This is a genomic window from Clostridium ljungdahlii DSM 13528, assembly GCF_000143685.1.
Lineage (GTDB): Bacteria > Bacillota > Clostridia > Clostridiales > Clostridiaceae > Clostridium_B > Clostridium_B ljungdahlii.
On the sequence record NC_014328.1, the window covers coordinates 1097245 to 1113909 of the forward strand.

Genomic DNA, 16665 nt, shown 5'->3' on the forward strand with positions numbered 1-16665 from the left:
CTATTAACTCTACATAATATTTAACTCTGCATAAGATGAGTTATGTTGTGCTACACATAACTCATCTGCATGCAAATATTTTTCTTCAATAAGTTTCTGGTGCATCAATTTTGTAAGTGGTATCAGCCAATCTCTAGCTGCAACCATAATCCAGTTACTCATTGTTGCACGGCTTAGCTTTACCCCCAGTGACTCCCATTCTTTCTCCTGACGGTATAGTGGAAGAGCATCTACAAATTTCTCATACATGATATGGGCAACCGTAGATGGTGAAGCCATTGAATGCTGTACTACAGGGTACGGCATTGGTGATTTCTCTATATAAGGTAACCCTTCTTTTCTGCATTTCCTACATTCGTAAGATTCCCGGTAATAGTCAATAACACGAACTTTTGCTGGAATAAATTCTAATTCTGTGCGAATAAATTCTCTGCCAATGCTTACTAGAGATGTTCCACATTTTTCACAGAAACGTTCGTCTTCTTCAAGACCACAAATTACTGTATCATGGGGAATATCTTTTAGAAGTTCTGCCCGTTGTCCATTGAATTTCTTACGTCGGTAGTTTGCTACTTCTTGTAATGTTGGTTCTGGCGCAGACGGCTTGCTTTCTGTTTCTACTTCATTAAAAAGGTTTATCTGACCTGCAATTACAGATGTTTTTTCACTGCTCCTGCCAAATAACTTGTGTGTTAAAAATTCAACTGTCTCATGGAGAGTTTTATTCTCCTTCTCCAGTTGTATTATGCGATTTTTAAGCTCTAGAATTTCATTTTTGGTATACATAATTGAGACAGTTCCTTTACTATTTTTTATATCTATTATTATACCATGAATTTCTATAAAACCGCATGATTTCAGATTTCTCTGACACTAGAGGGCATTTTGTACATCTACCTTTTTTACAGCCTTCGGCTGATTCAATGACAGTCCTTCCATGAGCCACCGAAATTCCCGGGGAGTTATGCATTTTACTGCCTGTGCATCCTGGGCCACTGAAAACATCCATTTTCTAATCTTTTATAAAGAAGTACAAAGCCATCACCCTCCCAATATAATGCCTTCATTCTGTCTCTTTTCCGACCACAGAATAAAAATAAACTATTTTGGAATGGATTCAACTCAAAATTCTGCTGTACAATTGCGGCAAGTCCATCAATGGATTTTCTCATATCTGTATATCCAGTTGCAATATATATCTTCGCTGCTTTTGAGATATCACCCAACATTTTTGAGCACCTTTATAATATTTTGAATTAAACTTTCTGAAGCACTGTTGTGAAATTCAAGTACTGCAGAGCCTAAATGGACAATAACATCAGCTTGAGATGTTTCTGAAGAAACATAAGCTGTATCTGTAGAGATGACATTAGATATTTTGGACATATCCATTGGAACTATTTGTTCCTGATTGTTTATTGAAGGCAGTGCTTTACAGGCAGCCGCACGTATTTTCCTTAGCCAGTAGTAATAACTGTTTGTCTTAATTCCATTATTCCTGCACCAAGAAGATACATTTTCTCCACTGTCCATGCATTCACGTATAGTCTTAATCCATTTATTCATTCTATAATCCTGTGTTGTTTTTTGTACATCCATTTAAAATCTCCTATTAAAGTTTTTCAAGTTAACTTGAAAAACTTTAAAACTTATTTTAGAAGATTATCTCACATTTTTTAAACACTTTCTATCCAACTTCTTATTTGACGCTTACGTAAAAGAGATATGTGAAAGACACAAGGAAGCCTTTATTCGCCAGGAATATGATTATGGTGATGTGTGTGAATTTGACTGGGGAGAAGTTAAACTTAATATAGGTGAAGAAGGATTTAAAAAATATCAAATGGCAGTATTTACTGCTGCTAAAAGCAACTATCGGTTTGCAATGTTGTTTAAATCACAGGATACTCCAGCATTTCAACAGTCACATGCTGATTTTTTTGAACGCTGTCAGGGTTCTTTTAGAAGTATGGTTTATGACAATATGAAAGTTGTAGTTAGAAAGTTTGTCGGACCTATGAAAAAGAACCAACAAAAGCCCTTATGGAACTCTCTATATATTACGGATTCAATTTTCGATTTTGCAACATTGCTACTGGCAATGAGAAAGGACATGTAGAGAGAAGCGTTGAATTTGTAAGAAGAAAGGCATTTAAAATTAAGGAATGTTTTGATTCTATTTCAGATGCTAACAATCATCTATTAGAATGCTGTATGCAGATAAATAGTAAACCTATTTCTAATGATACAGTTCCATTAGAGGTATTTCATCAGGGAAAAATGTATTTAAACCCACGCTTGCCTATATTTGAAAGTTGTATTGCCTTAGAATATAGAGTAGACAAATATTCAACTATTATAATAAGTCAAAATCATTATTCAGTACCTGATTTCCTGGTTGGAAAAATGCTGCTAGTTAAAGTATATACAGATAAAATTGTTATTTATCATAAAAATATCATTGTTGCAGTTCATAAAAGAAATTATCTTAATCACAGCTGGAATATTCAGCTTAAACATTATCTTAAAACTCTATATAAAAAACCAGGTGACCTACATAAAAGCACAGCACTGCTTCAAGAGAACACCAAAATACAAAACATATTCAACAAATATTATAGCAAAGATGCAAAAACATTTCTAGAAGTTTTAGAGATTATCTATGAAAGAGGCGTTGATGATGTTGCCGATGCCTTAATAAAATTAGAAAAAATATCACCACTGGATATGAGTAGAGATAAAGTAATGGCTATTTGCGATTATGCTTCACAAACTAAATGTAGTACTAAGAAAGACTATACAGATGTCCTGTCGAAAAAGTCAAGGGCAAGCCTTTCTTTGTACAATAACCTTGCTAATCTACAACTTGAAAGGACGGTGTAGGGATGAAAATAAAATTCAATAAGAGATTAAAGAATTCTGCAATATACTCAAACTCAGAGGAATACATGACCACTTTGAGGAAGTTATTGAGGAATCCAGAGATTATGAAGAATTTTTGCACAAACTACTGCTGCTTGAGATTGATGAAAAAGATAAACGTGGAGTTGAGTGCCGGATAAGTAATGCAAAGTTTCCATATAGAAAATACCTTGATGATATTGACGTAAGATATTTGCCTGAAGGTATGCAGAAAAAGCTTCCTGAACCCAGTACTCTACATTTATAGAAAAAGGTCAAAACGTAATTTTAGTAGGTAATCCAGGTACAGGTAAAACACATGTAAGTATAGGACTAGGTATAAAAGCTTGTATGGAAGGATACAAAGTGTTGTTTACCACTATTCCATTACTAATAACTAAACTTAAGGAATGTAACAGCCAGAAAACATTAACTTATTTTGAACGTAGATTTGAAAAGTATGACTTAGTAATAGCAGATGAACTTGGATATATTTCTTTTGATAAAGAAGGTGCTGAGCCGCTTTTTACAAATCTTTCTTTAAGGGCATCAAGAAAATCAATAATAATAACCACCAATTTATTCTTTGATCGATGGGAAGAAATATTTGGTGATCCAGTTATAACAAGTGCTATGGTAGACAGACTTACAAACAAAGCACATATCATAGACATGACAGGTGACTCCTATAGACTTCGTGAGTCTCTTAGTCAATGCTAAAACTTAGCACCTATGAAAATTCATAGGTGTAACGTCTTATAATTAGTGACCTAAAATTCAATGAGCAGATGACCTAAATTTCACTTGACATATACATTGAATTGGCTGCTCTTTTTAGTATATCTAAATGATTATAAAAAGAACAAATGTTTGTATAAAATTAATTTTTTATGACCATAATAAAAATACAGCTTTAATAATGGAAAAATATGATTGTTATAGATTATAATAAAATAGAACATGAAGAAATTTTGTGGATATATACTATCTATAAAAAGGTGGTTTTAAAATTATGAAAAAGAGATTTAATGTAACGGGAACCTGCATACCGGAGAAACATTATATGGTAGACATTTCTGATAAAATAAAAAGGATAATGAATTTCATAGAAGATGAAGAATATTTTGTAATAAACAGACCAAGACAATATGGAAAGACTACAACTTTGTATATGCTTGAGAGGTCTTTGAATAAAAATGAAGATTATTTAGTTGTTTCCATAAGCTTTGAGGGAGTTGGAGACTTGATATTTGAGGAGGAACAAAGCTTTGTAAAAGCATTTTTGGAAATAATGGCTGATAGTTTATATTTACAGCATGAAAATTTAGCATCTTTTTTAGAAGAAGAAAAAAAGAATTTAGCAAATTTTAAAGATTTATCAAGAGCAATAACAAAATTTATTGTAAAAGTTAATAGAAATGTAATTTTAATGATAGATGAAGTGGATAAGAGCAGCAATAACCAGCTGTTTTTAAGCTTTTTGGGAATGCTTAGAAATAAATATTTACTTAGGAATGCAGGAAAAGACAGAACATTTCACAGCGTGATACTTGCTGGAGTGCATGATGTCAAAAGTTTAAAACTCAAGATAAGACCTGATGAAGAGTATAAATACAACAGCCCCTGGAATATTGCATCTGATTTTGATGTGAATATGAGCTTTTCAAAAAAAGAAATAGGAACAATGCTTGATGATTATGTTAAAGATAAAGGTGTAGAACTTGATAAAAAGTATTTTTCAGATAGACTCCGTTTTTATACTTCGGGATACCCTTTCCTTGTAAGCAAACTCTGTAAGATAATAGATGAAAAGATAATGGTAGAAGATCAGCTTAAGTGGGAAAAATAATAGCTTAAAAATAAACAATAGAATATATGAGCAGCTTATATATGATTATATGAGTTCTTTAATAGAGACTTCAACTGATGTGGGTTTTTACAACGAAAAGTCGAATTTTATAAATGAAGATGGTAATTTAGATGTAAAAAAGGTACTTATAAAATTTCAGAAATTTATGAAGCATGAGTATTCAGAAAAAAGAGAAGCCTTCTTGGAGGCAGACGGTAGGCTTCTGTTTTTAGCTTTTATAAGTCCAATAATAAATGGAACAGGTTTTGCCTTTAAGGAAGTGCAGGGCGGAGAGGAAAAGCGGTTTGATATAGTTATAACTTATAATAAGAAAATGTATATAGTGGAGCTTAAAATATGGCGTGGTGAAGAGTACCACGAAAAAGGACTTGTCCAGCTCGGAGAATACTTGGAGCAGTACAGTCTAGATCAGGGATATCTTCTGATATTTGACTTTAGAAAACTAAAAGATGAAGTGGGAAAAGTAAATGAGGTTAATGTTAAGATAGGAAATAGGAAGAAAAGGATAGTGGAAGTTTATTGCTAATAATATGATTATGATATAATATAAGTAAAGAAGGATTAAAATAATAATCATATAATATAATCGATAAAAATTGAATATTTTTAGTACGGGTGATTAAAAGTGATAGATGATAAATTGAAAATTGAGTTAGAAACAATTTTTAGCAAATATGCAGAAATTGAAAAAGTTTTATTATTTGGGTCACGAGCTAGAGGAGATAATAGGTACAATTCCGATATAGATTTATGCATATTTGGAGAAGGTGTAACTCATTTAATTTTAGCAAAAATAAATATGGATGTAAATGAATTAAATACATGCCTAAGCTTTGATATATTATCCATTAATGAGCTTAGCAAAAAAGAATTAATAGATAATATATTAAAAGAAGGTGTTGTTATATATAATGAAGAGATTAGATGAAAGAATATATGATTTTATAAATGCCTTGAGTAGATTAAGAGAAGCCTTAGAAAAAGATATTACAGATGATATAATAGTAGATGGTATTATTCAGAGATTTGAATTTACATTTGAGCAAAGTTGGAAGGTTATGAAGCTTTATCTAGAGGATCAAGGAATATTGGATGAAGCTTTAGCACCAAGAAGCACTATAAGAGTGGCTTTTAAGCATAAAATAATATCTAATGGAGACTTATGGATTGAGATGATGTTAGATAGAAATAGAACATCTCATATGTATGATGAAACAACTGCTAAAAATATAGTTGAAAGAATCAAAAAAGTGTATATTAATGAATTTAATGATTTGGAGAAATTCTTAAAAGAGTAGCAGACAAAATGAAAATTGAGTAACAGATACCTGTAAAATAATGTAATAATATTTCTAGAACAGTCATTGAATTGGCTGCTCTTTTTAGTATATCTAAATAATTATAAAAAGAACAAATGTTTGCATAAAATTAATTTTATATGATCATAATAAAAATATAGCTTTAATAATGGAAAAATATGATTGGTATAGATTATAATAAAAAAATGTATATACTGAAGCTTAAAATATGGCGTGGAGAAGATTACCATAAAAAGGGACTAATGCAGCTTAGAGAATATTTAGATCAGTATGGATTAAGTCAAGGATACCTTTTAATATTTGATTTTAGAAAACTTAAAGAAGAAACAGAAAAAGCAAATGAAGTCAATGTTAAAATAGAAAATAGGAAGAAAAGGATAGTGGAAGTTTATTGCTAAGTTTTCTTAAGCGTCTTAAATTTATAACTTAAGAGCCAAGCATTAGATGTTCCAAGCATAAAGGTTTTGAAAACAGATTAAAGTGATAAATTATAGGGGTAAAAATATGTTAACTTTATGTATGATAGTTAAGAATGAAGAAGAAAATTTAAAAAATTGTTTATCAAAAATAGCTAATTTTGTGGATGAGATAGTTATTGTAGATACTGGATCAAAAGACAGTACAAAGTCTATTGCTTTAGAGTTTACAGATAAAATTTATGATTTTAAGTGGTGCAGTGATTTTTCCAAAGCTAGAAATTTTTCTATATCAAAAGCGTTAAATGATTGGATACTTATTTTAGATGCAGATGAGTTTGTAACACAGTTCTCTACATATAATATAGATAGATTTATAAACAATTCTTCAAATAAAAATAAAGTGGGTAGGATTCAGAGAATTAATATAATGGAGGATTCGAGTGGAAATAAGAAATATATAGAAAGGGTAAATAGACTTTTTAATAAAAACTATTTTCACTATGAAGGAATAATTCATGAACAGATTACAGCCTTAGATGGTAAAACTTATGAAACAGATATGCTAGATATAACTGCAGAGCATGTAGGCTATACAAAGGAAGTATTAAAAAGAACAGATAAACTTAAAAGAAATATAGATTTATTGGAAATAGCAGTGAAAAGTAACGCAGAAGATCCTTATCTTTATTTTCAACTAGGTAAGTCCTATTATATGCTGACGGATTACAAAACTTCTGTATTATATTTTGAAAAGGCTTTATCTTTTAATTTAGATTTTAGACTGGAGTATGTTGAGGATCTGGTAGAGACTTATGGATATTCTCTAATTAATAGCAATAGGTATTCAGAGGCACTTATTTTAGAAAAATGTATTGAGATTTACTCAAAGTCTGCTGATTTTCATTTCCTTATGGGACTAATATATATGAATAATGCTAAATTCACACAGGCAATAGAAAGCTTTTTAGAGTGTACCAGGTTTCCATATGCTAAGGTGGAAGGAATAACTACATATATTTCGTATTATAATATAGGGGTTATTTATGAAGTGCTTGGTTTTAGAGAAAAAGCTATAGAATATTATAATATGTGTGGTAACTATGAGCAGGCAAGAAACAGGCTTAAGGTGCTTTAGCCCCCTAAATGTAAATTTTAGAGATTAGGAATAGCTTTAATTGGCTGTTCTTTTTTAGTATCTTAAATTGTTAAAAAGAACAAACGTTTGTATAAGATTATATTCTTGCGGCCATAATAAAAATATGCCGTATATAATGGAAAAATATGATTGTTATAGATTATAATAAAAGTAGAAGATTAAGAAATTTTGTGGAGATGAACACTATCTATAAAAAGGTGGTTTTTAAATTATGGAAAAGGAATTTAATGTAACGGGAACCTGCATACCTGAAATGCATTATATGGTAGATATATCAAATAAATTGGATAAAGTATTTAAGCTTATTGAAAAGGGAAAGTATTTTGTGATAAATAGACCAAGACAATATGGAAAAACTACAACTTTATATATGCTTGAGAGGACTTTGAATAAAAATGAAGAATACTTTGTTATTTCTATAAGCTTTGAGGGAGTTGGAGATCTAATATTTGAGAAAGAACAAAGCTTTGTAAAGGCATTTTTAGAAATAATGGCTGACAGTTTATATTTCCAGCATGAAACGTTATCAGCCTTTTTAGAAGAGGAAAAAAGGAATGTAATTAACTTTAAGGATTTATCGAGAGCTATAACTAAATTTGTTATGAAGAGTAATAAAAAAGTAATACTTATGATAGATGAGGTAGATAAAAGCAGCAATAATCAATTGTTTTTAAGTTTCTTAGGAATGCTTAGAAATAAATATTTACTCAGAAATGTGGGAAAAGACAAAACCTTTCACAGTGTAATACTTGCAGGAGTGCATGACGTCAAGAGCTTAAAGCTTAAAATAAGATCTGATGAAGATCATAAATACAACAGTCCCTGGAATATAGCTTCGGATTTTGATGTGGATATGAGCTTTTCAAAGAAAGAAATAGGGACTATGCTGGATGATTATATGGAAAGTAAAGGTGTAGAACTTAACAAAGAGTACTTTTCAGATAAACTTTATTTCTACACTTCAGGATATCCCTTCCTTGTAAGTAAACTTTGCAAGATAATAGATGAGAAAATAATGAAGGAAGGTCAGCTTAAGTGGGAAAAAGAATATATTGATATGGCTGTTAAGAGACTTTTAAATGATGATAATACGAATTTTCAAAGTCTGATTAAGAATATTGAAAACAACAATGAACTATATGATTTTATAAGGAAAATAGTTTTAGATGGAGAAGATATGACATATGTAAAAAGTGATGAGATAGTAAGTTTAGGAACATTACACGGTATCCTAAAAGAAAAAGGTGGTAATTGCAAGGTAAATAATAAAATTTATGAACAGCTAATATATAACCACATGATGATTAAGGTAATAAGAAATAAAGAATATGCTGAAATATCTAAATATAATTATAAGTCAAATTTTATAAGTGAGGATGGAAATCTTGATGTAAAAAAGGTACTTATAAAATTTCAAAAATTTATGAAACACGAGTATTCAGAGAAAAGAGAAGCCCTCTTGGAGGCAGACGGCAGGCTTCTCTTTTTAGCTTTTATAAGTCCTATAATAAATGGGATAGGATTTGCTTTTAAGGAAGTTCAAGGTGGAGAGGAAAAGCGTTTTGATATAGTTATAACCTACAATAAGAAGATGTATATAGTGGAGCTCAAAGTATGGCATGGTGAAGAGTACCACGAAAAAGGACTTGTCCAGCTTGGGGAGTATCTGAAGCAGTACAGTTTGGATACAGGATATCTTCTGATATTTGACTTCAGAAAACTTAAGGCTGAAGCAGGAAAAGTAAATCAAACTGACATTGAGGTAGACAGCAGAAAAAAAAGCATATTTGAAGTTTATTGTTAAATATTAGGTATATGTTAATTTATAGAGATGAACTAGATTAGGTAGTCTGAAAGCTGTTATTTTGATTATATAGATAATATTATTGCAAAATTTAAATAGGTAATAGATATAAGTGAGGTGTGAGTCAATTGAATATAGATAAAGATAAGGTAAATAAGATAATTCAATTTCTTACTGGAAATATAGAACCATATTTAATATATTTATTTGGTACAAGTGTAAATGGAATTTTTAGAGAAGACAGTGATATTGATATTGCCTTTATTAGTGATAGCAATACTACAGACTATGAAATATTTATGTTAGCACAAAAACTTGCAAATATATTAAAAAGGGATGTTGATTTAATTAACTTAAAAAAAGCATCTACTGTATTTAGAATTCAGGTAATAGCTAAAGGCGAAAAAATATATTGCAGTGATAATAAAAGAAGGGCTTATTTTGAAATGTATGCATTTAAAGATTATGCTACGTTAAATGAAGAAAGAGAGATAGTACTAAAAAATATAAAAAAGAGAGGAAAAATATATGAATGATGTGATATTGAATAAAATATCTGCTATTGAAAGATGTATAAAAAGGATAAATGAAGAATATGATAATAATACTGAAAACTTAAAGAATTATACTAAACAAGATTCTATAATTTTGAATATTCAAAGAGCCTGTGAGGCATCTATAGATTTAGCTATGCATATAGTTTCTGAAAGAAAACTTGGCATTCCACAAAACAGCAGAGATGCATTTGAAGTACTGTTTGAAAATAAAATTGTAGATGAAAAACTTATGAATAATTTAAAATCTATGGTTGGTTTTATAAATATAGCTGTTCATGATTATCAAACTGTAAATTTAGATATAGTAAGAGAAATTATTGAGAAACATATACATGATTTAGAAAAGTTTTCAAAGCATATGCTTGATATTTCGTAAAATCAATAAATATACTTGTGGAATTTTACCGAAGGGAGCTTATAATGAAAATACTTATTACAGATATAGGAGATAGAGTTCAGCTCATAAAATATTTAAAAAATAGCTGCATTGTAATAGGAACAGATTATGTAGATAACATGTCTCCAGCAACAGCTTTTGTAAACAAATTTTACAGTATATCTAAAATTAATAATATTAATTACATAGATTTTCTATTGGATATATGTAAAAGGGAAAGTATAAAATTCCGCTTCATGAAGCGGAATTTTATACTTTATGTGATAATAGACAAAAATTTGCTTATGTTGGTATAACTCTTTTACTAAGTAATAAAAAATAATAGAAATATGTAAGAATAAATTAAAGACATATGAATTTTTTAAAAGAAATATCAGGAGAAGTTTCAAAGAGTAGGACTGTAATGAACGGCCCCATAATAAAGGAAAATTATAAGCTTATTAAAACTTTGGTTGAAGATGTTGATAGTACGGAAAATATTAAAGTAATAGGACCTTATACTATTCAATGCAAGGTAACAGAGGATGATAAGATAAAGTATATAGAAGTGAATCCACGCTTGGGAGGTGGTGTCCCCCTTACTTTTAAAGCTGGAGTTGATTATGGAAAATACTTTAATATGATGGCAAGAGGAGAAGAAATAGAACCTGTTATTGGAAAGTTTGAAGAAGTAACAATGATTAGGTATGACGAGGCCATATTTATATGATGCAAGAGGATATTAGGTACTTTTATAGAATAAATTAAATAATATGAAGTAATGAGTTCACAGAAACTCTTAATTATTCTTATATGAGGAAAGAGGTAGAGTATGATGAACATATTAATCACAGGAGGAGCTGGCTTTATTGGCCGTTGGATGGTAAAAAAACTATTGGAGAACGGGAATAAAGTTACAGCTTTTGATAATTTATCCAATGGAAGAATTGAGAATTTGCAGGAATTTAAAAATAACTCTGGTTTTAAATTCATAGGCGGAGATGTAAGAGATGAAAATAAGTTGGATGAAGTATTTAAGGAAAAGTTTGATATAGTATATCATTTGGCGGCATCTATAAATGTTCAAGACAGCATTGAGAATCCAAGGACTACTTTTTATAACGACGTAGTAGGTACTTTTAATATACTTGAGAGAGCTAGAATTCAAATGTTTGGTAGAAATGGAAAAATGGATGAAGAAGGTTGGGTACTTGATCCTAATGAAGATACTTATCCATGTAAAGTTGTGTTTACTAGTACGTGCATGGTTTATGATGTGTCAGGGCAAGAAGGAATAGATGAAAAGCATCCAGTAAAGCCTGTGTCACCTTATGGCGGAAGCAAAATAGCAGCAGAAAATATGGTACTTTCCTATTACAATGCATATAAACTTCCAACGGTAGTTGTAAGGCCTTTTAATACTTATGGACCATTTCAGAAAACTGGAGGAGAAGGTGGCGTAGTTGCTGCATTTATAAACAATTCACTGCACAGTAGAGATATAAATATATATGGTTCAGGAGAGCAGACTAGAGATCTTCTATATGTTAAGGATTGTGCTCGATTTTTGGCAATGGCAGGGTATTGTGATAAAGTTAATGGGCAGATAGTTAATGCTGGTACTGGAAGAGATGTTACTATAAATGAATTAGCCCAAATTATTACGAAAAACAGAGTTAAAGTAAGACATGTAAAGCATATTTATCCTCAAAGTGAAATTATGAAATTAAAGTGCAATTATAAGAAGGCAAGAGACCTTATAAATTGGGAGCCGGAACATACATTGGAGAAGGGAATTGGAGAAACTGAACGTTGGATAGAGGGAACTAAACTGTTAAAATAATATTTCTTTGGGTATATAAAGCACCAATAGCTGATTGAACCGACCCCCAAAAGTTAGACCTAAAATCTAACGATTGGAGGTTGGTTTTTTATTGGCAAAATATAGTTTTGAATTTGTTCTTAAAATTCCTGTTAAATATTTCCCTAAGATTACGATAACATAAGTAGTGATGTGAGATAGTTATTACTGTACAAAAACATTTAGTGGTAAGGAAGGTATAAATTATGATGATTTCAAGTGCTGTGTCTAAAAATAAATCAGTTAATATATGCTGTAAAAAAAATAAGAAGTTAACTCAGATAGAAAAAAGTATTTCAAATAAGTATTCTAAAGAATCTAATACATTTGAGGTAAATGAGCTTAGATCCCAATTAATGAAGGCGGAAACTTCAGAAGACCACATACATGAAGGTGTATCATTTATTCAAGAAAGAAATAAGTCTGTTGATTCTTTAAGAAATATGTCCGAAAAGCTTAAACAATTATCTGATAAATACAACAGCGATAAATATACTGATGAAGATAAGGAGAATATAAAAAAACAAGCAAAAGATTTAATAGACAATATGGATAATATAATAAATGAAGGTTTTGAAATCAAAAATAAAACTTCAAGCAGTGAAATTAGTATAGAAACTTGTCATGGATCGAATATTATTATAGATACAAAACCTTTAAAGATAAGTATGGATGATACTATGATTAAATACAATCCAGATAATAAAAGAACCAGTATTGAAGGTAGTTTAAGCATAGATAATATATTAAAGAATACTAATAAAATAGAAAAAAATTTGATAAAGCCTTTAGATGAGTATTCAGATAATATGAGAAAACAAATGTCAAGTATTGCAGGTGATGCTATGTATCAGGATATGATAGTAAATATGGCAGTTAAACAATTGTGCGATTTAGGAGATATGGATGGAGATACGGCAAGGCGGATTATAAGAAATTCTAAAATCATATTAGAAGAATGTGGTTTAGGAGATATTGATCAAGACACAGCAAAGCAGACTATAGCAAATTTCAAAAATGTATTAGAAGATTCAAATAATGCATTAAGATGTCAGTCATCTGGATTGTCAAGAGATGCTGCTTTGCAACTATTAAATTAAATGTTTTGCCATAGAATCCCATAGATATAGATCAGAGAATATACTATTCTAATAAAATAGCTGCAACATGCTAACGAGCTCGGTGATTGTAATATTACAGGGATAGAAATGTTCCCATTAGGTGCCTGGCACCTAATGGGAACATTTTTATATAGAATAAACTATTAACATATGTTAATATAAATTTAATAAAATATTAATCGAAAATTATAACATTTTTAAACTTGTATATGAGGAGGCGTTAAGGTGAAATTTTGTGTTAAATGTGGAAATAAATTAGAAGATAATGATATGTTTTGCCCAAAATGTGGACATAAATCTGGAGTAGAAAAGGGACAAGAGGATGATGTAGGGAATACTCAAATTTTTAATACCGACCTTATAAATAAGCAAAATAATGATTTTCAGTTTAAAGAAAATCTTAATAAAGAAGATTTTAATGATGATGAAGAAGTAGATGAAAGTATATTTTATACATTTAGAAGAAAGTTAGGATTGAATAAAAAAGTGGCAGTAATTACAGCGATAGGTATTTTATGTATTACAATACTTGTATCCTTTCTAATAGGTAATGCAGCCAGCAAGCCTTCTAATGTGGTTTCAAAATTTCAAAAAGCGGTTGCATCCAGTAACAAAGGACAATTGGTTGATATTCTTTATTGCAGTGATAATAGATTAAAAATAGATGAAAAGAGTGTAGCACCTTTAATTAATTATTTTAAGGACAATCCTTCTTATTTAAATGAAGTGGTAAGTCAATTAAATAATGAAGTAGCTAGATCTAACGGAAATTTAAATTCTAATTCTAAAGGCAAGTTTGATATAGTCTATGCAGGAAAGAAGTATTTGTTTTTCAAGGATTATAAGATAGGAATAAAACCATCATTTATATCAGTAAAAACGGGAATAAAAGATGTGCAATTTTCTTTAAATAGTACTCAAATAGCCAAAAGTGATTCAAAGAATTTTTCTAAACAGCTCGGCCCTTTTATTCCCGGGAAATATAAGCTTAATGCAGATTACAAAAACAGTTATGAATCTTTAAATGAATCCCGTGATATAGATTTTATGAATTCAAACGAAGATAGCGAAAATGTAGAAGTGTTTAAGGATGTTTCTTATGTCAATATAAACAGTGATTATCCAGATGCAGAAATATTTTTAAATAATAAGGATACTGGGGTTAAGGCAAAGGATGCTAGTAATTTTGGACCACTGGCTGCTAATTCATCTGTATATGGTGTTGCGGCTGTAAATGGGCAAAAACTGAGAAGCAGCGACTATATTCTGAAAAAGGATGATGATTATATAAAACTTGATTTTACTCAATCTCAAACTAGTATGCAAATTGATCAGTATAGAATGCGTAATTTAATATATTGGTATACCTATTATTTTACACAAGCTGTAAATACTGGTCAATTTGAAGATGTTGAGGACTATTTATATCCGGGAAGCTCTTTATATGATGCACAGAAAAGTTATGTGGCGGCTACTTACGAAAAGGGAATAAAGGAAGATATCAAATCCTTTAATGTAATCTCATACAACTTAAGTGATGATAAGAGATCTGGAACTGTGAGTACAGAGGAGGTTTATAATATATATCAAAGTGATAGTACTACTCCTAGCACTAAGACTTTTCATTATACTTATACATTCAGATATAATGAGGAATTTTCTGGATATCAGCTTTCAGATATAAAATCTAATTAGTACCTGTACCTTAATGGGACATAAATGACTCCACTAAGGTGCCTGTCACCATAAGGGATCATTTTTGCCCCACTTAAGTATGAGACATTGAAAAGAAGATATTGCTAAATATTTTTCCTTAATTTACGATAATATAAGTATAAAAAATTATTTGGAGGGATAAATATGGATATAGCAGCACTATCGGTGTCAATGAGCCAATCAAGCGTACAACAGGCAGCAGGTATAGCAGTTACCAAAATGGCTATGAATACAGAACAAGAAAATGCAGCTAATATGACAGAAATGATAAGCAATTCTGCAGTAAATCCTAATTTAGGCAGTCACTTGGATGTAAGGGCATAACCCCTAGGAGTGTAAAAATTAGTAATGAATCAAAAAGAGCTATTAATGCAAGAATTGGAGGAAAAGCTTCAGTGGGTAAAGTATAGGCAGCAAATGCTTGGTATTATGGAGAAAAAGCTGCTTAGAATGAGAAAAATAGCAGAACAAGCTAAACATGATAATATTGGCGAAAAATACTTAAAAGTTTTAAATGATAAAATAAATGATTTGGCAGCGCAGGTTAGGGCTTTAGATGGAGAAAGTAGAAAAACAGAAGATGAAAAAATATTGGACTAGCAAAGGTGCCTGTCACTATGGAGGATATTAATGTTCTCACATGGTGACAGGCACCTTTGCATTAAAGTAATTTATAAATTATACGAAAAATAAATAATGGGATTAATGGATAACTACTGCAAATGTGTCACATGGAGGCAAGTACGCAATAGCTAATTATAAATAATTATGAAATAACATATAGAGGGGAAGTAAATATATGATAAGTGCAATTTCATCTAATAGGAGTATACAGACAATAACTCAGAATAAAGACAATACGTCGGAACAGGAAGTAAAATCACTCGAACGCCAAAAAGCTGATCTTGAGAAACAATTAGATAGTATAAAAAATGGCAGTGGAGATACAAGAACTAAGGAGCAGCTTATGAAACCTATTCAGGAAGAAATACAGCAAATTGACGCTGAAATTCAACAGAAGCAAGTAGATAGCGTTAGCAGCAAAAATGATCATTCTGATGGTAAAAGTAACACAAATACTAATTCTAGTAGGATAAATACTCAAAATAGTGGACAATATTCTGGTGAGAATTTATTACTTGATGCATCAAAGATATATAAGCAAATTGAAACTGTTAATTCTGCAAAAAATGGTTTGATAAGTAAAGCCAAAGAGTTTAACTCAGATGCAGACATGGATGAAATGACTCATAATCCCAGAATGGCTGAAATTGATAGAGGTAAAGCTGCTGAAAGTAAGGCAAGCGCAGTCAGTTTGGAATCTAAAATAGGAAAATTAAATGGACAGATGAATAGAGATGTAAAAAATGAAACAGAAAAAATAAAAGATGTAGATAGTACTGTTGAGGAAAAGAGAGAAACTGATGATAAGCAAAGTGTGCTTAAAGACAAAAATTTAAAGGAATATGATAAAAATACTGGTGAGGACAGTAAAGAGAATAAAGATAAGTCGATAAATGTATTTGTATAAATTTAAATTTTTTTAATAGACAAACTCCTTTCCA

At 30.4% G+C, this 16665-nt stretch carries 20 protein-coding genes and 3 pseudogenes; 20 read left to right on the forward strand and 3 right to left on the reverse strand.

What is annotated here, in order from left to right; all coding sequences use genetic code 11:
• Positions 1 to 39 precede the first annotated feature (39 nt).
• The 3 genes and pseudogenes from CLJU_RS04835 to tnpA form a co-directional block, all read right to left on the reverse strand.
• A pseudogene (locus CLJU_RS04835) lies at positions 40 to 786 on the reverse strand (transposase); the annotation flags it as partial.
• A 185-nt stretch (positions 787 to 971) separates the two neighbouring features.
• Positions 972 to 1229 (reverse strand): IS66 family insertion sequence element accessory protein TnpB, encoded by a 258-nt coding sequence (gene tnpB / locus CLJU_RS04840; RefSeq protein ID WP_013237648.1) that lies wholly within the window; start codon positions 1227 to 1229, stop codon positions 972 to 974.
• A complete protein-coding gene (gene tnpA, locus CLJU_RS04845) occupies positions 1219 to 1599 on the reverse strand; it encodes an IS66 family insertion sequence element accessory protein TnpA (RefSeq protein WP_013237649.1) in 381 nt (126 codons plus the stop codon). Before tnpA ends, tnpB begins: the two co-directional genes overlap by 11 nt.
• 178 nt (positions 1600 to 1777) lie before the next feature.
• On the opposite strand from tnpA, the gene CLJU_RS21245 reads away from it, so the two are divergent.
• The 20 genes and pseudogenes from CLJU_RS21245 (at position 1778) to CLJU_RS21265 (ending at position 16631) form a co-directional block, all read left to right on the forward strand.
• Positions 1778 to 2119, forward strand: coding sequence for a hypothetical protein (locus tag CLJU_RS21245; RefSeq protein ID WP_013237650.1), 342 nt, complete (start codon positions 1778 to 1780; stop codon positions 2117 to 2119).
• The gene (locus CLJU_RS21250) at positions 2044 to 2883 is read left to right on the forward strand and encodes a Mu transposase domain-containing protein (RefSeq protein WP_023162993.1); all 840 of its coding nucleotides are present in this window, start codon (positions 2044 to 2046) and stop codon (positions 2881 to 2883) included. Before CLJU_RS21245 ends, CLJU_RS21250 begins: the two co-directional genes overlap by 76 nt.
• A gap of 115 nt (positions 2884 to 2998) precedes the next feature.
• Positions 2999 to 3169 carry a hypothetical protein gene (locus CLJU_RS23125; protein ID WP_013237652.1) on the forward strand — a complete coding sequence of 57 codons (171 nt, stop codon included), beginning with the start codon at positions 2999 to 3001 and terminating at the stop codon, positions 3167 to 3169.
• A 17-nt stretch (positions 3170 to 3186) separates the two neighbouring features.
• Positions 3187 to 3621 (forward strand): ATP-binding protein, encoded by a 435-nt coding sequence (locus CLJU_RS04855; protein WP_250613044.1) that lies wholly within the window; start codon positions 3187 to 3189, stop codon positions 3619 to 3621.
• A 292-nt stretch (positions 3622 to 3913) separates the two neighbouring features.
• Positions 3914 to 5297 (forward strand): annotated as a pseudogene (locus CLJU_RS04860) (AAA-like domain-containing protein).
• Positions 5298 to 5396: 99 nt separating this feature from the next.
• The gene (locus CLJU_RS04865) at positions 5397 to 5699 is read left to right on the forward strand and encodes a nucleotidyltransferase family protein (protein ID WP_013237656.1); all 303 of its coding nucleotides are present in this window, start codon (positions 5397 to 5399) and stop codon (positions 5697 to 5699) included.
• Positions 5683 to 6069, forward strand: coding sequence for a nucleotidyltransferase substrate binding protein (locus CLJU_RS04870; RefSeq protein WP_013237657.1), 387 nt, complete (start codon positions 5683 to 5685; stop codon positions 6067 to 6069). The genes CLJU_RS04865 and CLJU_RS04870 overlap by 17 nt, the downstream gene beginning before the upstream one ends.
• 182 nt (positions 6070 to 6251) lie before the next feature.
• Positions 6252 to 6488, forward strand: a pseudogene (locus CLJU_RS04875) (AAA family ATPase); the annotation flags it as partial.
• Positions 6489 to 6594: 106 nt separating this feature from the next.
• A complete protein-coding gene (locus CLJU_RS04880; protein ID WP_013237659.1) occupies positions 6595 to 7644 on the forward strand; it encodes a glycosyltransferase in 1050 nt (349 codons plus the stop codon).
• Positions 7645 to 7876: 232 nt separating this feature from the next.
• A complete protein-coding gene (locus tag CLJU_RS04885; protein WP_013237660.1) occupies positions 7877 to 9469 on the forward strand; it encodes a P-loop NTPase family protein in 1593 nt (530 codons plus the stop codon).
• A 128-nt stretch (positions 9470 to 9597) separates the two neighbouring features.
• Positions 9598 to 10005 (forward strand): type VII toxin-antitoxin system MntA family adenylyltransferase antitoxin, encoded by a 408-nt coding sequence (gene mntA, locus CLJU_RS04890; RefSeq protein WP_013237661.1) that lies wholly within the window; start codon positions 9598 to 9600, stop codon positions 10003 to 10005.
• The gene (gene hepT / locus CLJU_RS04895) at positions 9998 to 10402 is read left to right on the forward strand and encodes a type VII toxin-antitoxin system HepT family RNase toxin (RefSeq protein ID WP_013237662.1); all 405 of its coding nucleotides are present in this window, start codon (positions 9998 to 10000) and stop codon (positions 10400 to 10402) included. The genes mntA and hepT overlap by 8 nt, the downstream gene beginning before the upstream one ends.
• Positions 10403 to 10446: 44 nt before the next feature.
• Positions 10447 to 10719, forward strand: a complete 273-nt coding sequence (locus CLJU_RS22855) for an ATP-grasp domain-containing protein (protein ID WP_023162999.1) — start codon at positions 10447 to 10449, stop codon at positions 10717 to 10719.
• A 56-nt stretch (positions 10720 to 10775) separates the two neighbouring features.
• On the forward strand, positions 10776 to 11132 hold the full coding sequence (locus CLJU_RS22860; protein WP_023163000.1) for an ATP-grasp domain-containing protein: 357 nt from the start codon (positions 10776 to 10778) through the stop codon (positions 11130 to 11132).
• 105 nt (positions 11133 to 11237) lie between these two features.
• Positions 11238 to 12245 carry a dTDP-glucose 4,6-dehydratase gene (locus CLJU_RS04905; RefSeq protein WP_029170100.1) on the forward strand — a complete coding sequence of 336 codons (1008 nt, stop codon included), beginning with the start codon at positions 11238 to 11240 and terminating at the stop codon, positions 12243 to 12245.
• A 224-nt stretch (positions 12246 to 12469) separates the two neighbouring features.
• The gene (locus CLJU_RS04910; protein WP_013237666.1) at positions 12470 to 13363 is read left to right on the forward strand and encodes a hypothetical protein; all 894 of its coding nucleotides are present in this window, start codon (positions 12470 to 12472) and stop codon (positions 13361 to 13363) included.
• 246 nt (positions 13364 to 13609) lie between these two features.
• Positions 13610 to 15079, forward strand: a complete 1470-nt coding sequence (locus CLJU_RS04915) for a zinc ribbon domain-containing protein (protein ID WP_013237667.1) — start codon at positions 13610 to 13612, stop codon at positions 15077 to 15079.
• A gap of 165 nt (positions 15080 to 15244) precedes the next feature.
• A complete protein-coding gene (locus tag CLJU_RS04920) occupies positions 15245 to 15424 on the forward strand; it encodes a YjfB family protein (RefSeq protein WP_013237668.1) in 180 nt (59 codons plus the stop codon).
• A 24-nt stretch (positions 15425 to 15448) separates the two neighbouring features.
• On the forward strand, positions 15449 to 15700 hold the full coding sequence (locus CLJU_RS04925; RefSeq protein ID WP_013237669.1) for a hypothetical protein: 252 nt from the start codon (positions 15449 to 15451) through the stop codon (positions 15698 to 15700).
• A gap of 199 nt (positions 15701 to 15899) precedes the next feature.
• Complete coding sequence (locus CLJU_RS21265) at positions 15900 to 16631, forward strand: FlxA-like family protein (RefSeq protein WP_013237670.1); 732 nt, start codon at positions 15900 to 15902, stop codon at positions 16629 to 16631.
• The last annotated feature ends 34 nt before the right edge of the window (positions 16632 to 16665 follow it).

What these genes read in the sequence shown, in the direction of transcription:
- CLJU_RS04880 (WP_013237659.1), top strand. Translation starts at nt 6,595, where the DNA reads ATGTTAACTTTATGTATGATAGTTAAGAATGAAGAAGAAAATTTAAAA.
- CLJU_RS04920 (WP_013237668.1), top strand. Translation starts at nt 15,245, where the DNA reads ATGGATATAGCAGCACTATCGGTGTCAATGAGCCAATCAAGCGTACAA.
- CLJU_RS04925 (WP_013237669.1), top strand. Translation starts at nt 15,449, where the DNA reads ATGAATCAAAAAGAGCTATTAATGCAAGAATTGGAGGAAAAGCTTCAG.
- hepT (WP_013237662.1), top strand. Translation starts at nt 9,998, where the DNA reads ATGAATGATGTGATATTGAATAAAATATCTGCTATTGAAAGATGTATA.
- CLJU_RS04870 (WP_013237657.1), top strand. Translation starts at nt 5,683, where the DNA reads ATGAAGAGATTAGATGAAAGAATATATGATTTTATAAATGCCTTGAGT.
- CLJU_RS22860 (WP_023163000.1), top strand. Translation starts at nt 10,776, where the DNA reads ATGAATTTTTTAAAAGAAATATCAGGAGAAGTTTCAAAGAGTAGGACT.
- CLJU_RS04885 (WP_013237660.1), top strand. Translation starts at nt 7,877, where the DNA reads ATGGAAAAGGAATTTAATGTAACGGGAACCTGCATACCTGAAATGCAT.
- tnpB (WP_013237648.1), bottom strand. Translation starts at nt 1,229, where the DNA reads ATGTTGGGTGATATCTCAAAAGCAGCGAAGATATATATTGCAACTGGA.
- CLJU_RS21265 (WP_013237670.1), top strand. Translation starts at nt 15,900, where the DNA reads ATGATAAGTGCAATTTCATCTAATAGGAGTATACAGACAATAACTCAG.
- CLJU_RS21250 (WP_023162993.1), top strand. Translation starts at nt 2,044, where the DNA reads ATGGAACTCTCTATATATTACGGATTCAATTTTCGATTTTGCAACATT.
- CLJU_RS22855 (WP_023162999.1), top strand. Translation starts at nt 10,447, where the DNA reads ATGAAAATACTTATTACAGATATAGGAGATAGAGTTCAGCTCATAAAA.
- tnpA (WP_013237649.1), bottom strand. Translation starts at nt 1,599, where the DNA reads ATGGATGTACAAAAAACAACACAGGATTATAGAATGAATAAATGGATT.
- CLJU_RS04905 (WP_029170100.1), top strand. Translation starts at nt 11,238, where the DNA reads ATGAACATATTAATCACAGGAGGAGCTGGCTTTATTGGCCGTTGGATG.
- CLJU_RS04910 (WP_013237666.1), top strand. Translation starts at nt 12,470, where the DNA reads ATGATGATTTCAAGTGCTGTGTCTAAAAATAAATCAGTTAATATATGC.